This window comes from Dictyobacter sp. Z7_2 (genome assembly GCF_057551105.1).
Window position 1 is genome coordinate 1,058,276 of record NZ_BAAJPE010000002.1, and the last position, 15,461, is coordinate 1,073,736.

Annotated in this window: 17 protein-coding genes; 7 read left to right on the forward strand and 10 right to left on the reverse strand. The window is 46.1% G+C overall.

Features of this window, described 5'->3' with window-relative positions:
- Positions 1–102: 102 nt before the first annotated feature.
- The 3 genes from AC27N8_RS17945 to AC27N8_RS17955 form a co-directional block, all read right to left on the reverse strand.
- On the reverse strand, positions 103–678 hold the full coding sequence (locus AC27N8_RS17945; RefSeq protein WP_487068761.1) for a GTP-binding protein: 576 nt from the start codon (positions 676–678) through the stop codon (positions 103–105).
- Positions 679–693: 15 nt separating this feature from the next.
- Entirely contained in the window at positions 694–1,188 is a 495-nt protein-coding gene (locus AC27N8_RS17950; RefSeq protein WP_487068762.1) for a roadblock/LC7 domain-containing protein, read from the reverse strand.
- Between the two features lie 66 nt (positions 1,189–1,254).
- Positions 1,255–1,620, reverse strand: a complete 366-nt coding sequence (locus AC27N8_RS17955) for a roadblock/LC7 domain-containing protein (RefSeq protein ID WP_487068763.1) — start codon at positions 1,618–1,620, stop codon at positions 1,255–1,257.
- A 331-nt stretch (positions 1,621–1,951) separates the two neighbouring features.
- Between AC27N8_RS17955 and AC27N8_RS17960 the strand changes: the two genes are divergently transcribed.
- Positions 1,952–2,470, forward strand: a complete 519-nt coding sequence (locus AC27N8_RS17960) for an N-acetylmuramoyl-L-alanine amidase (protein WP_487068764.1) — start codon at positions 1,952–1,954, stop codon at positions 2,468–2,470.
- A 50-nt stretch (positions 2,471–2,520) separates the two neighbouring features.
- On the opposite strand, the gene guaB is transcribed toward AC27N8_RS17960, so the two are convergent.
- Both guaB and AC27N8_RS17970 read right to left on the reverse strand, forming a co-directional pair.
- A complete protein-coding gene (gene guaB, locus AC27N8_RS17965; RefSeq protein ID WP_487068765.1) occupies positions 2,521–4,023 on the reverse strand; it encodes an IMP dehydrogenase in 1,503 nt (500 codons plus the stop codon).
- A gap of 353 nt (positions 4,024–4,376) precedes the next feature.
- Entirely contained in the window at positions 4,377–4,544 is a 168-nt protein-coding gene (locus AC27N8_RS17970; protein WP_487068766.1) for a lmo0937 family membrane protein, read from the reverse strand.
- Positions 4,545–4,940: 396 nt separating this feature from the next.
- Here AC27N8_RS17970 and AC27N8_RS17975 point away from each other — a divergent pair, with 396 nt between their 5' ends.
- The 4 genes from AC27N8_RS17975 to AC27N8_RS17990 all read left to right on the forward strand — a co-directional run bounded on the left by AC27N8_RS17975 (position 4,941) and on the right by AC27N8_RS17990 (position 8,811).
- Complete coding sequence (locus tag AC27N8_RS17975; protein WP_487068767.1) at positions 4,941–5,909, forward strand: ABC transporter ATP-binding protein; 969 nt, start codon at positions 4,941–4,943, stop codon at positions 5,907–5,909.
- A gap of 240 nt (positions 5,910–6,149) precedes the next feature.
- The gene (gene iscB / locus AC27N8_RS17980; RefSeq protein ID WP_487068768.1) at positions 6,150–7,436 is read left to right on the forward strand and encodes an RNA-guided endonuclease IscB; all 1,287 of its coding nucleotides are present in this window, start codon (positions 6,150–6,152) and stop codon (positions 7,434–7,436) included.
- A 108-nt stretch (positions 7,437–7,544) separates the two neighbouring features.
- On the forward strand, positions 7,545–8,261 hold the full coding sequence (locus AC27N8_RS17985; protein ID WP_487068769.1) for an ABC transporter permease: 717 nt from the start codon (positions 7,545–7,547) through the stop codon (positions 8,259–8,261).
- A 4-nt stretch (positions 8,262–8,265) separates the two neighbouring features.
- Positions 8,266–8,811, forward strand: a complete 546-nt coding sequence (locus AC27N8_RS17990) for an MOSC domain-containing protein (RefSeq protein WP_487068770.1) — start codon at positions 8,266–8,268, stop codon at positions 8,809–8,811.
- 5 nt (positions 8,812–8,816) lie between these two features.
- Here AC27N8_RS17990 and AC27N8_RS17995 read toward each other — a convergent pair whose 3' ends face one another.
- Positions 8,817–9,335 (reverse strand): vitamin K epoxide reductase family protein, encoded by a 519-nt coding sequence (locus AC27N8_RS17995; RefSeq protein ID WP_487068771.1) that lies wholly within the window; start codon positions 9,333–9,335, stop codon positions 8,817–8,819.
- Between the two features lie 125 nt (positions 9,336–9,460).
- Positions 9,461–10,660: a hybrid sensor histidine kinase/response regulator gene (locus AC27N8_RS18000; RefSeq protein ID WP_487068772.1), complete on the reverse strand. Its 1,200-nt coding sequence runs from the start codon at positions 10,658–10,660 to the stop codon at positions 9,461–9,463.
- 523 nt (positions 10,661–11,183) lie between these two features.
- Here AC27N8_RS18000 and AC27N8_RS18005 point away from each other — a divergent pair.
- Positions 11,184–12,320 (forward strand): ABC transporter ATP-binding protein, encoded by a 1,137-nt coding sequence (locus AC27N8_RS18005; protein ID WP_487068773.1) that lies wholly within the window; start codon positions 11,184–11,186, stop codon positions 12,318–12,320.
- 5 nt (positions 12,321–12,325) lie between these two features.
- Here the strand turns inward: AC27N8_RS18005 and AC27N8_RS18010 are convergent, their stop codons facing one another.
- Positions 12,326–12,748, reverse strand: coding sequence for a hypothetical protein (locus AC27N8_RS18010; RefSeq protein WP_487068774.1), 423 nt, complete (start codon positions 12,746–12,748; stop codon positions 12,326–12,328).
- A gap of 311 nt (positions 12,749–13,059) precedes the next feature.
- On the opposite strand from AC27N8_RS18010, the gene AC27N8_RS18015 reads away from it, so the two are divergent.
- Positions 13,060–13,335 (forward strand): hypothetical protein, encoded by a 276-nt coding sequence (locus tag AC27N8_RS18015; protein WP_487068775.1) that lies wholly within the window; start codon positions 13,060–13,062, stop codon positions 13,333–13,335.
- Between the two features lie 43 nt (positions 13,336–13,378).
- On the opposite strand, the gene AC27N8_RS18020 is transcribed toward AC27N8_RS18015, so the two are convergent.
- Positions 13,379–13,777, reverse strand: coding sequence for an ACT domain-containing protein (locus AC27N8_RS18020; protein ID WP_487068776.1), 399 nt, complete (start codon positions 13,775–13,777; stop codon positions 13,379–13,381).
- 86 nt (positions 13,778–13,863) lie between these two features.
- The gene (locus AC27N8_RS18025) at positions 13,864–15,432 is read right to left on the reverse strand and encodes an APC family permease (protein ID WP_487068777.1); all 1,569 of its coding nucleotides are present in this window, start codon (positions 15,430–15,432) and stop codon (positions 13,864–13,866) included.
- Between the last annotated feature and the right edge of the window lie 29 nt (positions 15,433–15,461).

Below are 15,461 nucleotides of genomic sequence, written 5' to 3' on the forward strand. Positions count from 1 at the left end.
ATACAACATAGGAACGGCACATAACACAAACAGAAAAATAGTTTAGAACAACCACGCCCCCTTCCCCACCTACATAACACAAATACAGATAGAAAATAAAAGTTACAACTGCGTCATCACATTTTTGCTAATCGAACGGAGAGTCGCAAAGACCCCTCGACCATCAGCGGCTACCGCCTCAAAGCTTGCAGCTCTTCGACGATTCAGATAACGCTCCAAAACAGGAACTGGTAATGCATTCGGCATATCACGCTTATTCCACTGCATAACCAGAGGAAAAGTCATCAAATTCTTCCCGATATGGCGCATGTGCATCTCCAATTCGGCAATACTTTGAACATTTTCCTCAAATTTATCAGCCTGGGAATCCACCACGAAGACAATACCATCCGCACCGTTTAAGACGGCCAGGCGAGTACGTTCGTAAAGAATTTGTCCAGGCACAGTATAAAGATGAAAGCGAGTACGAAAACCGTGCACAGTCCCAAGATCTAAAGGCAAAAAGTCGAAGAACAGAGTACGCTCTGTCTCCGTGGCAATAGAGAGCATATCACCCCGAGCATTGGGGTGAATACTCTTATGCACATGCTGCAAATTCGTCGTCTTCCCACAGTATCCTATGCCATAATAGACAATTTTACAGTGGATCTCATGGGTAGCAATGTTGATGAGAGCCATAAAAGACAGGTTCCTCTAATCGCGAAAAAGCAGATCGATGGTATCTTCAACCGATGAACGAAATTGAAGATTAAGTACCGAAGATTTTGTACGCGTTGTATCAGAACGCACACGTTCCAGGGTTCGCCCAAGTTCATCAGAAGATTTTTTTGATAAAACTTTGACTAATCCTATATGTGTTAATTTATCGAAAATAATCACTAACAGCCATTGTTCTTCAACCATTGTTGTGTAGATATTCTCTTGCACCCCCTGTTGAAAAATATTGCGAAAATCTTTTTCGTTGAGTAATTTTGCGACTTCCCGTGATGATGAAAAGACACCAGCAAGCAAAGCGCCAAGGGTTGTTGCATTGCGACGTGTACCTGTTCCCTGCACAGCAACGACTTGACCACTTTTATCGAGAAGCATAGCAGAAGTGGCATTAGTATCATTCATCAATTTCAGCAAGACAGCTGAAATTGATGTCAGCTCGCGATCAGAAATGATAAGATTTGTTAATTGTTCCATGGACGCGCCGCCCTCCGTGTACACGTCTGGCATAAGGTAGAATAGACCATTTTCTATTGCGCTAAACTAAGCTATATCCAGAGCCTCAAGAATTTCGTTACGACTCGCTTTAACCAAATGGCGTACGCGACCAATATTTGAGGCATTATCTGAAAGAGTTACCATCAAAGCGAAATCCCCCAGGGGATCAACACTCACCAGGCCATGTTCATACTCCAAGAGCAAACCCACTGCGCTTCCACGTGCTATTGCTTGCCCCAATGCCTCGGCGGTGCTAAAGCTTGTTGTGGTAATTGCTCCCACTGCCTCTAAATCATCCTTTCCATCGCGCGTCATGCCCTCAATGATCAGACCATCGCGGCCTACGAGGACGGCCTGACGAATACCTGGAATTGCGATGAAGCGGCTCAGCATCTGTTTAAGATCAACCATATTTTCCTCCGCATTGGTAGGTTGCCATCTTGTTCTGTGAATGAGTCTGAGACCCTTGTTATTCTAACTGATACCGCCCATGATCGCAATCATATGGGACATCTTGGCTAATAGGTATCAATCGTACAGCCTTGATAACTACCTCCATCCCCTACTACTCTTCACGCCAAAAAATACCAATCCCGACTCGCTACATCTCCCGCGCGCTCGTCTTTACACAGCATATACTATGACAGGGGACATTTCAATCCAATGGAAAGATAAAATCCCTATCATTGAATGTGTTTCCCTCACCAAGTAAATTTCTGACGAGACAAGGAGCCTTTCTCTAATGGATGAACCCCATGTGCTATGGATGCCATCGGCCAATTATTTCCCCGGCCGAGCCGGACATACACCACGCTGGATCATTATACATGGAACAGCGGGCTTTACGAGTGCACAGGATGTTGGTTATTATTTTCAACGCGTTGACGTAAGCACTCATTATACCATCGGTCGTGACGGCGTGATCGTGCAATCAGTACGTGAACATGACGGAGCCTGGGGTAACGGAGGTGTTACCGAAGGTCACGATCCATGGTGGTCACACGATCTCAATCCCAATCATGTTACAATCTCGATCGAGCACGTCAAACCGCACCATGATAACTCCGACGAGCTGACAGAGCAACAAAAAGATGCAAGTTTCCACCTGATTGAGCATATTTGTGATCGTCATCGCATTCCCAGGCAGGCAGCAAACGCCAGCGGTGGTATCACTGGACATTGCTCGATGGATCCCGTCCATCGCAGTTTTTGTCCGGGTCCTTATCCCATGGCTGAGCTTTTAGCCTTCCTGACCCGTTAAGCCGCAAAAAAAAGGAAGGGGTATCTCTAAAGACACCTCTTCCAATCTTTTTAGCGCATTTTTGTGCCATAATTAGGAGCTTCTTTTGTGATCATCACATCGTGGGGATGACTTTCTCTTAGACCTGCATTCGTAATGCGCGTGAAGCGTGCATACTCCTGCATATCCTGAATGGTCGCCGCGCCTGCATAGCCCATTGCCTGACGTAAGCCGCCAACCAATTGAAAGACTAAGGGACCCAATTGACCTTTATAAGGAACACGGGCTTCAATGCCTTCAGCGATCAAATCTGACTCATCCACTTCCCCCTGGAAGTAACGATGCTTGCTATACGTCCGCTGTTTCATAGCTCCAATCGAACCCATACCACGATAATCTTTGAAGCGCTCACCGTGGGAGATAATCAATTCACCTGGACTCTCATCAACGCCAGCCAACAGACTCCCCAGCATCACCGTATCAGATCCCGCCACAATCGCTTTCGCAATATCACCAGAATATTGGATACCACCATCACCGATAATCGGCACATCGTATTTGCGTGCAACGGCCGCACAGTCATAAATAGCTGTGACCTGAGCCATGCCGACACCCGAGATAATACGAGTTGTACAGATAGAGCCAGCACCAATACCAACTTTGACGGCATCTACACCAGCCTGGATGAGCGCCTCAGTCGCCTCAGCAGTGACCACATTGCCAGCTACGATCTGGACCTTTTTCCCAAACTGATCATGGATTTGAGCTACGCGCTCAATCACCATACGTGAATGCCCATGTGATGTGTCAACGACCAGAGCGTCAACACCCTCTTCAACCAGAGCAGCACAACGATCAAGCGAGTCGGGTCCCACTCCAACGGCGGCAGCAACGCGTAGGCGGCCAAACTCATCCTTAGCCGCATTAGGATACAGAATTTTCTTCTCAATATCCTTCGTGGTAATCAAGCCCTTCAGCATACCATGCTCATCGACGACTGGCAGCTTCTCAACTTTACTACGATGAAGAATCTCACGTGCTTGCTCTAAGGTTGTTCCGACCGGAACAGTCACAAGGTTTTCACGCGTCATGAGTTCTACAATAGGACGTTCTACATTCGTCTCAAATCGCAAGTCACGATTCGTCAAGATACCGACTAGCCGACCGTGCTCAGTAATAGGAATACCAGAGATATGGAAACGCTTCATCACCAGAAGAGCCTCTTTCAAAGCAGCATCCGGCTCAAGCGTAATAGGATCGGTAATCATACCAGACTCAGAGCGTTTGACCTTATCAACCTCTTCAGCCTGGAAATCAATGGAAGCATTACTATGTACTACACCAATACCACCCTCACGCGCCAATGCAATTGCCAAACGAGCTTCAGATACAGTATCCATAGCAGCACTCACAATCGGAATGTTGAGGGAGATCGTACGAGTGAAGCGTGTTTGTGTGGAGACATCTCGGGGCAAGACAGAAGAGGCAGCAGGTATGATCAGCACATCATCAAAGGTGAGCCCTTCTTTTGAAAACTTCTGGGCAAAGGAGTCCGGGTTCTGTGCCAGAGACATGGTTTAAGACTTCCTCCTTAAAAAAACACCAGCACACTTTTAAGGTGTACTGGTCCCTTGCGGGTCAAACAGGCCAATGCCTGTACATCTTATAGCAACAAATCTACTTCATAATTTTTGATAGTGTAACATCTAGAGTTAGGAAGCGTCAAATAGAATACAGCATAACCATATTTTACGCTGCAAGTTTTAAGACAGAGATTGCATTTTTCAGGTTATAGAATATAGCAGTACTGTTTTATCGCATCTCATTCTTCACTATAAATGTATTAAAAAAAGATTGAAGTCTTCTTTCACAAAATTTTGAAAGAAGACTTCAATCTCCTGGTATCACTATCGTTCCCGCACAAGTTTTAAAGGGAGCGACGACCACGGGCACCTGCGATAAGGTTGTAGATGAGCACGACCACTGCGATGATAAGCAGAATATGGATCAGTCCACTCGTAACATGCAATACAACGAAACCCAGAAGCCACAAAACGAACAGGACAACAGCAGCGGCCCAAAGTAAACCAACCATAACATTCCTCCTCAAATGAACAACACAATCCGACAAAACAAAAAACAATAATCTCGATTTTCTCTTCCATAAATAACGAGGAAGAGGCTTTATATAACTACTATCTACACGCATGACCAATCAAATTAGATGTAAATCACGCAATGTTTCACTATTTTTGCACGTTTTCCCGAAATAATCAGGCCAATGACAATCAATCAATCCTTGAGTGCCTCCCCATAAATAGAATTTTCATGCGGCAAAAAATGTGTACCTGGGAGGTGCAGGCTTGTCATCTATCAAAAAGTGCTGTACTTTATACAAAGGATTTCTTGATTGCTTGCACTCATTGCCCCAAGAAATGTTATCTCACAATTGAGTATAAGCGGAGTAGTTGCATATTAAGGAGTGGCTCTTATGTCTGCTCATACGCAGACAACGGCTCAAATGGCTCAAACGTTATCCAACGAAACAGCCGCCATTGTCGTTGAGAATTTCAGCAAAAGTTATGGCGCACATCGCGTCGTTGATCATTTACAGTTTTCCGTGCAAGCGGGCGAAGTTTTTGCTCTTCTGGGTCCAAATGGAGCGGGTAAAACAACCACAGTTGAAACGATGGAAGGTTATCGCGCCGCCGATGAAGGATCGATACGCGTCCTTGGCCTGGACCCGCTACGCCAGGGCAAAGATTTAAAGCCGCGTATCGGTGTGATGCTGCAACAAGATGGCCTTTATCCAGCCCTGACAGCTCGCGAGGCTTTGGCACTCTTTGCAAGTTATTATGAGCAGCCTCAGGCGGTCGACGAGTTACTCGAACGGGTGGGGTTGATATCCGCCGGAAAAACACGTTGCCGTCGACTATCGGGCGGACAAAAGCGTCGCCTGGCGCTGGCAATTGCCCTGGTTGGAAATCCAGAGTTGGTCTTTTTAGACGAGCCAACCGCTGGCATGGACCCACAAGCTCGTCAGACAACCTGGGAAATTATACGCGAGTTGAAGCGCAACGGTGTCACGATTCTCCTCACCACGCACTTGCTAGATGAGGCCGAGCGGCTGGCCGATCGCGTAGCCATCATTGACCACGGCCAACTGATCGCTTTAGATACCCCTGGCAACCTGACTGGTGGACAAAATGCCAATATCGTGCGCTTTGTCGCCCCTGAAGGTCTGGATTGCGCAAAGTTGAGTGCTCTATCTACAGTCAAGACCGCCGAAGAGGTGCGAGCCGGTAGTTACGTCATTGAAACAGATACTATTCCTGCGGCGTTAGTTGAGCTTACCACCTGGTTACGGGATGAGAAGATTCCTCTCTCCGAGCTGCGTGTCGGCCAGGGTTCATTGGAAGATCTCTTCTTACGCTTAACTGGATCAGAGGTACGAGATTAATTGTCAGGAACCCCATAGCTAAAAGCTAGGAGCTTGCTTCGGTAAGCTCACCTGACCAGCTTGAGAATCTGAAAGAGATTCTACGTTACGGGTGAAATAGGTACGGCGAGGTGCATGCCAGCCTTGCCCGCTACGGTCAACGATTAAACAGGGCTACAAGGGTTAACTCAGTGTCGTTGGCGTTAAACCACTCAGTAACTTTAGCGAGGCAACCATTACCTACGAAAGTAGAGGCTCATCATGAGCAACGTGTTTGTGTTAGATACCTATCAGAAACCATTAAACCCGGTCCATCCTGGGCGGGCAAGAATCTTACTCTCTGAAGGAAAGGCGGCAGTATACAAAAGATTTCCGTTTACGATTATCCTCAAACATGAGATTGAGAAGCCAAACAGAGAACCATTGCGGATCAAGCTTGACCCAGGGAGCAAGACCACAGGTATCGCCATTGTCAACGATGCAACAGGAAAAGTCGTCTTTGCGGCAGAACTAACCCATCGAGGACAGAAGATCAAAGCGGCCCTCGATGATCGTCGAGCCATCCGTCGATCTCGCCGAAACCGCAAAACGCGTTATCGCAAGGCGAGATGGTCCAACCGTAGGCGTCGACAGGGCTGGCTCCCACCATCCTTAGAGAGTCGCATCTCGAATGTGCTCACATGGGTCCATCGTCTTTCACGGTCTTGTCCCATCGCAGCAATCAGCATGGAACTCGTGAGCTTTGATATGCAGTTGATGGAGAACGCCGAGGTGTCCGGCATGCAGTATCAACAGGGCACCTTAGCCGGATACGAGATCAGGCAGTACTTACTTGAAAAGTGGGACCGGGCTTGCTCGTACTGCGGAGCCAGGGAGACACCTTTGCAGGTGGAGCACATCCAGCCACGCGCCAAAGGAGGAACCAATCGCATCGCGAATCTTTGCCTTGCCTGTAAACCGTGCAACATCGCCAAGGGCACACAAGATATTGCCGTGTTTCTGAAGAAGAAACCGAACGTGTTGAAACAGATCCAGTCCCAAGCGAAAGCGCCACTGAAGGATGCAGCAGCAGTGAATGCAACAAGATGGCTGCTCTTTGAACGATTGAAGACAACAAACGTGCCTATTGAATGCGGAAGTGGCAGCTTGACAAAGTTCAATCGAACGACAAGAGGACTCCCCAAAATACACTGGGTAGATGCAGCCAACGTAGGAAGGAGTACTCCGGGGGTGCTCATCATCAAGGGAATTGTTCCATTGCTCATGACTGCTACAGGACACGGCAGGCGCAAAATGTGCGTCACTGATGCTTATGGCTTTCCCAAACAGCACAAGGAGCGTAAGGGATCGTATCTGGGCTATCGCACAGGCGACATCGTGAAAGCGATCACCCCGAAGGGGACATTCCAGGGGCGCATTGCTATCCGCCAACGCCCCTCATTTCGACTGGACAAGGTGAATATTCACCCGAAATATATACGCCGTGTGCATCACGCGGATGGCTACAGTTACACGAAAGGAGTCGCGACGCTTCCTCCCCATGCATGAATGCAGAGGTACCCGCGCCGCGAATTGAAAAAGATGGCCATACATCCATCACAATCACAGAATCCTACTCAGCTGAGCAATAAACCAGCTTCGGCAGGTCGTCAAATTTTGAAACAAACCCGGATAGAACTCTTACTGACCAGCAGGCGCGGTGAAAATGTCCTGGTCACATTGATTATTCCTGTGATGTTACTCATTTTTTTCGCATCGCTCAATATTGTTCCAGTTCAAAATGGTGAAAATGCGGCAACCTTTCTACTGCCAGGTATCCTGGCCATTGCCATCTCGGCTGCTGGCATGGTTAACCTTGGCATCGCAACAGCGTATGAACGCAACTATGGAGTGCTTAAGCGCCTGGGAAGTTCGCCTCTCTCGCGTAGCGGGCTGATTATCGCCAAGATTATTTCAATCCTGGCCCTTGAGATTGTCCAATTGGTATTACTAATCGGAGTTGCAATCGCTTTCTATGGCTGGCGTCCAACAGGATCGCTACCACTGGCATTATTAGCTGTTGTGTTAGGCACAATTACATTTTCAGCGCTTGGACTGGCGATGGCTGGCGGTCTCCGTGCTGAGATGACCCTGGCTGGCGCTAATGCCCTCTTCCTCGTCTTTATTTTGCTTGGAGGTGGGATTCTTCCACTCGATCATTTACCCGCTCCAATTGCCGCCATAGCGCAAATCTTGCCTGCTGCCGCTTTGACACAGGCCCTACAACAAACTATGACAGCAGGACATCCTTTCCCAACATATCCAATCCTGTTATTGGTCATCTGGGCTATCGTAATCCTGTTTGTGGCAATCCGAACCTTCAAATGGGAGTAAATGTATGACTATGACGAGCAGTGACACGATAAAAGCAGGGAGGGTTATAGCGGTCTGCCGCAATCCTCGACCAGGCCTGCCTAAACCTGTGGTAGAAGAGATCCAGTTGAGAGAGGATTGGGGAGTGGAAGGAGATTATCATGCAGGCAAAACCGTACGCCATCGTTATCTGGCCCGCAAAGATCCTCACCTGCCCAACCTGCGACAAGTTCTGCTCGTCGATGCACGTATCTTTGAGGAGCTTGTGAAGGAAGATATCCACATAGGGCCGGGAATGATGGGCGAAAACATTACTGTCCAAAACCTGGCTATCATGCAATTGCCACCGGGAACACTGCTCACAGTAGGTGCTGCACTGCTAGAAATCACAGAGATACGTATTCCCTGCAAGCAACTCAATGGTATAAATAGTCAGCTGTTGCAAGCCACAACAGCAACAAATTCCGGTAATAAATCATTTCAAGCAGGAATGATGACACGTATCCTCAAAGGAGGCAATGTCAAAGCAGGAGATGCAATCGCAGTCTATATACATGACCAGCCTGTCTAAAAATTTTAGGTACGCGGTACAGTCATCCTGGAAGGCACGATTTCATCTACCTCATCATCTTCACTGTCATCATATTCCTGATCAGATTGCACTAGCTGAAAAACTGAGACAAGAAGCATGACCAACATAATAATATGCAGAGCTGTACACCAGGCACAGATGGTGTGTAAAAAAGTGATCTCCACATAGACAAGATAAAGGGCCGTAAGCACACCTAATCCAAAAAAAGCCGCCTGGGCTATTCTCAAGGCACGTTGTTCAGGCCATACTCTCCAGGCCAGAAATGCTACGACTGCGCTGACAAGAAACCAGCCTAACCCTGGGAGTGAAATAGGAATATTTGTGTATGGCACAAAAGAATAGACACTGGAAAGGACACGCTGACAATCAATAATGCCAGTATTGGAACAGACGACCGGTGCCTTTTCATAGTGAGCAACGGTCAGATAAATGGAGATTGCAACACCAATGATTGAGAGTGTGAGAAAAGTTATTTGTGCTCCAAAACGTCTAAAATAAGTCATTTGCCCCTCATTTCACTGCGCATATAAAATTTGGTGATATAGCGTCATATGCTACCGCGTATACTAATAGCATATGCCTTACCAGCAATGATGTCAACAACAAATTTTTTAACCTCTTGGATTGCTTAGTTCGCCTGATCCTCGCGTGGGATAATTTTCCAGGTAGCATATGTGCGTGGCACAGCGGACAGATTAATCACTGGTTCCTTTGTATAATCCTGGACAAGCGGCAACGTAACAAATAATGATTTGCGATTCTCTGGAAAATGCTGAACTTCCATATGACCCTGATGCTGTTCGATAATTTTACGCGAGATATAAAATTCTGCCCCCAACTCCTCCTCGCCCTGATCGCGGATCGTGATAATCGCTTCTTTCCCCACCTGCTGCACCATGATCGTAATTGGATGTCCTTTTTCAAACGACAAATTTGTGATCAATCGCTGCAAGACTTGATAGATCTGCTCTTCGTCGATATCAACCTCAACGGAATCAGGAAAAGCTTGATAATCAAACTCAATGGAAGCGTCCTCCGTGGCTTGTGCCAGGATATTTTGACAAAACTGCACCAGATCACAGCGCTGGCGATGCAAAATAAAGCGCTGCGTCTCAATATCTGAAGCACTTAACAGATCTTGTAGCAAGGCTTCTGTACGTGCAATCGAGACTTCTATATCGGTAAAACTACGCGTTACAATTTCTGAAAGTTCTGTATTGCCAAGTTTTTGGCGGAGAATCTGGGTAATACTTTTGAGGCGGGCAATCGGCTCTTTGAGCTCATGCGACACCAGACTGATAACTTTATCTTTTGTTTTGTGTGCTTCCGATAATTCATCAGTACGCTGTTGCACGAGGCACTCAAGAGAATGTGCATACTCGGCAAGAGTCTCCTGCTGCTCTTTTACCTGACGACGCAGTGCACATGTCTGTATGCTTCGTAGCAAGGATGCAATGAAATTATCACGCTCGATCGGTTTTTGAATGTAATCATAGGCTCCCCCACGCAACGCTTGGATAGCAATTGCGTGCTCACCATGGCCTGTAATCAAAATTGTCGGAGTCTCGGCCTGAATCTCTTGAATCCTTGAGAGGAGAGTTAAACCATCAATCCCAGGCATTTTAATATCACTGACAATAGTATCATAGCTCTTCTCTATCAAGAGTTCCAGAGCGACCTGGGGAGAATTGGCTACCTCAACAATCACATGTGGAAGCCTCAATAAGATGGTCTGTGATAAGGCCTTCAAAAGTTCGGGGTCATCATCAATGATCAACACACAAGGAGATTGAGCATTCACTTCCTGGATATTTTTCTCATTCATCATCTTTGTCACCTACTTTTGCAGTATGAATAAGGAGAAAGGTTCAGATTTTGTCTCTTATCACCCCTCAACACAACAAGATGTGTGCCATAAACACATTCATCTCAGCCCCACAACAATTTATAATCAAACTGCCATTAAAGAGGCGCTGTAGAATACAATATCATTGCATTATCAGCAACTGCAATGTCGATAGTAAAATCAGTCTATAGAGTCCTAGAACTTCGGTACCATAAAATCATCACAAGAGCACATTCTCAAAGGGAACCACCAGCGACCTTCCTCATCACAACAAATTGCCACGCTCTACATCTGCTAGCTTTCGTGCAAGCGATCTAAAAATCGTAAGAACAAGGTCAACAATATATTAATACGTAATTTACAAGGTCAAAACAAACAGAATTCGCGGGTATCATGACATTACTTTCCATTATCATGTACTATATTGTTACATCATAATCTTATTTTATTTTTAGGGAGAATGAGCTTGATCTGATAAGCTATCGCAACTGGCAATGGAGATTCCATGGAAAATAAAATGTTAGATGTGCAAAGGATTACCAGGCGCTTCGATGAGATACTTGCAGTTGATGAGGTCAGTTTTACGGTGAAGCAAAATGACCTTTTAGTTCTGGTAGGTCCTTCTAACAGTGGCAAGACAACGTTGTTACGCATCATAAGCGGATTAGAAATCCCAGATGCAGGTGCTATTTTTCTCAATGGAGTAGACATCACATCAGCAGACTCGGCGCATCGTCACATGACAATGGTGACACAACAATATGGGATGGTTTCTCATCTCTCCGTCTATGACACACTGGCACGTGCGATGCGCTTTCGCCGCGTCAGTAAAAAAGAGATGAACATCCAGGTACAGAGCGCATTAGAGATGCTTGAATTGCAAAAGATCCAGACCAGATCTTTGACCAGCCTATCTGGTGGAGAGCTTCAACGCGTCGCTATCGCACGGGCAATGGTTAAAAATGTAGACCTTTATCTGTTTGATGAGCCAATCACACAACTTGATCCTCATACGCTCTATCGCGTCCATCAGACCATGTTGCTTGTCCCTCGACTGAAACAAGCGCTCGGCATCTACGCAACGCAAGCACCCACCGAAGCATTGGCTATCGCTAGCCAGATCGCAATTATTAATCGGGGCAAGATTCAACAAATCGGAACACCTGATAGAGTACTACAACAGCCAGCGAACCTTTTCGTAGCCCAATTTCTTAGCCAACCATTACTTAATCAATTAGAAGGCACAATTATTCCTTGCGAGACTGGCTATCTGGTACAGGCAGACGGTTTGAGCATTCCACTAGCAGCACCATGGACACCGGTTCTGACAGAACGAGGATTATCATCACAAGTCATTTTAGGCATCCGACCAAACATTATCGTACTTGAATGGGCTCTCAAGCCAATAGATACCACCAACTTCATCATACTATCAGCCCGCATTCTGCATATTGCACTCCTGCTAGGAAAATGGACCATTCAATTACACATAGGTCGTCATACCCAGTTAATCGCAGAAATCAAAGATATCAACAATCCCAACATACAATTGGGTAAAATCATTGATATTGGCATCGATCCAGCACATATTTATCTTTTCAATTCACAAACTGAAGAGCTACTTTATCCAGGAGCGACATGAAGACACTATTTATGTTTTTCTTTCAGACGATCAATCATATTCCAGCCAAGGTCAAGCACGTACAGAGTAATCACGATATCGCCGAGTACCATGGCAGACCAGCCGGCTGGTAACATTTGATCAATACCCCAGAGAACAAATGCGGTACAAACAATCAAAGCCTTACAGAGGTCCACCACATTCGGCTTTGTCAATCCCTGAAAACCAAGATAAGTTGCTCCAATCAAGATCAGGGGAGCCGACGAAAGAGGTGCATGAGGCAATGAGGTAGGAAGCATATCTGTTGCTAATAAGATTACAGCACTCAAAATAGATAAAACAACAAAAATACTCACAAATCCGTAGAATAATGGATAAAGAACCGTAGATGATGGAGGCTGAGCCAGTCTTTCGGTGCTATATGTGTCTTTTTTTGAAATTTTATTCATGGAGCATTTTGCATCACGCCTTGCTTCCCTCCATCATCGCAAGAAAGAAACGCAATATATCCTTTCATACCCATTTTCAAGCAGTAAAATGATACAATTCACTTGCCCAGGCAGCGTATTCTCATATCATCAGGCGTGAAGAACAGATCAACTGCCGCTTGACGATCATAAGAAGTGTACTCTACAATGATGAAAACGCTACCACCAGGCAGAGAGATACAGATAAAATAGCAGAAATTGACATCCGTCACAAGCAATTAGAGAAGAAAATATTCCTCTGACAAAAAAGATAACAGGAAAATAAAAAAAACATGGCGATTCATTATACATTACGCGGAAAGCAAAACGACCAGCCGATAGAGCATAAGGGCACGTTGACAGATGATCAATTGGCCGGGGTCGAAAACGATCAAGACTCAGCCAAAATCAATATTGCCATCAGAGAGTTACTCAAGCAAGGCATAAGCGCTGAATGGGGAGAATGCATCTTGATGGATGCATCTACAGAACAAGAAGAGACATACATTCGCTATAAGAAGCGCTGGACTCATAGTTCAAAAATACATTCGCGTCAGTTCAAGGGGTAATAATGACAGCCTTAAGATAGTTCAATGGGTCCATGTATGCCCTTTACAAAGCATCCTGGCGGTCAACATGGTGACCAGCCTGTCTCATAACCTCTATAGCCCTTTCCACATTTTGCTCTTTGACTAACAGATATTCTGTCGCATAGGTGGCAATCGCCAGGACACTGATATCAGCTTCAGCGAGAGGCAAAGCCAACGAAGCATTGACTCCAGCTGTCGCAAAGTCAAAGGCTCCATGTACCTGGATACATTTCCATCCCCTCTCCGCAAGTACCTCGCCGGGCACATTATCCTGTCTACAAACGATAGAAAGCTCTTCCGGCGTTCGAGTGAGTGAGACAAAATCGCCTAAAAGTGCCCAGTAAGGAATATGCTTGTCGGGATGAAGTCGACAAACGGCATATTCATATGGCAGCAGAGATAAGTTCAATTTTTTTAGCATGGGTCCTGACCGATCTTCACTATGGATGATTTGGTGCTGCCTGCTGTAGTCGGCCTCTTAGATATCTAAGAAGCCAACTATGACAATCAGTCACTACTTGTAAGAGCACTATCGCTTGTCGCACTGACGATAATATTCTCTTTCGTTTTGTGCTCAACCGGTAGCAAAATGGGAACTCCAGTGGATAATTTACGGATGTAGAGGAAGGCAAAGCCTATCACCAGCCACAGTACAGCAAAGATGCATGCAATGATTGTATCAACCTGAGCACTACCACCACCGGCGATCGCAAAATAGAGCACGCCGATGAGCATTAATACGTTGAGTACAGCACCCAGCCCGGGTAAAAAGATCGTTGTCAAGAAATTGCGTCCAGCCACACTTACGAAGGCCACAATACAGATGATACAGGTCATACCATAGAGCAAAAAGGTGCCAACATTAGAGATAAGCGTCACCTGTGTTAGATTGTCTATATTCAATACACCATAACTACCAATAATGGCAGAGATAATACTCAGTACGATCACTCCGACATGAGGCGTACGATATTTTCCATGCAGGAAGCCAAAGACCAGAGGAAGTTCAGTATCTTTTCCCATGGCATAAGTCACACGGACACCAGTATTGAGGCAGGAAAGCGCAGTACCAATCAAAGCAATCACCACTGTCGCGGCCAGAATCACAGCGAATGCCAGGCCATTACCTCCCAACATCTGATCTCCAATGATTTTTGCCATATCTCCGATAGGAGCCCCGGATGCAAAAGCGGCCGCGAAGCCACTATTTCCCCCACTCGCATAGCTCGTATTGATAAAGAAATTTGCCGCAAAGTATTCAATAAAGTAAAAAACAACGGCTTGAATGACCAGCGAAAGCAGAACACCACGTGGGATATCGCGTCCTGGATTCTTTGCCTCCGCAGCCAGGGAAGTAGCTGATTCAAAACCAACCACAAGCAGAATAGCAATGGTGGATTGCTGGATGAGACCGCTGAGATTATGAGGCAAGATGACGCTTAACGCACTGGGATGCAGGTAGTGGATAGCTGGATGCTGTATCCGGTAGATAATGGCAAGCACAGAGAAGGTGAGTAACGCCAGAATCTGGATAACATTAATCACGATGTTTGCCAGCGTTGAACCTGTAACTCCGATATACGCAATAGCTCCAACGACGCCAGCAAAGATGATACAAACCAATACCTCTTGCCAGGGCGCGCCAAAACTCGGGACAAATGTTTGGATAATATAGGTGATCAGCAAACCCATAAAGGCAACCATGACACCAGGATAGATCCAATAATACAGGTGAGAGGCCCAGCCAACCAGAAATTTACTCAAACGTGCAAACTTAAAATGACGATGTTCCTCTTTGTGGAGTACAGAAGCTTCTGCAAAATAATAAGAACTACCAGAACCAGCTTCCGGATAACGCTTAGCAAGAGACGAATAAGCAACTGCGGTGAGCAAAGCGATTGCTGTGGCGATAAATACTGAGGCCCACATATTCATGGCGGTTGAAGGATTGGATTGCAACTGATACGTTGTCCAGAGGAATGCACCAGGCGCGATAAGCGCCATTGCATTGATTGTCACACCAGTGAGTCCAAGAGTAGGAATCATTTTGACTTCACTTGGATCTTGAGCTGCCATATTGTACCTCCTTCTCGCTTAGTGTTGTT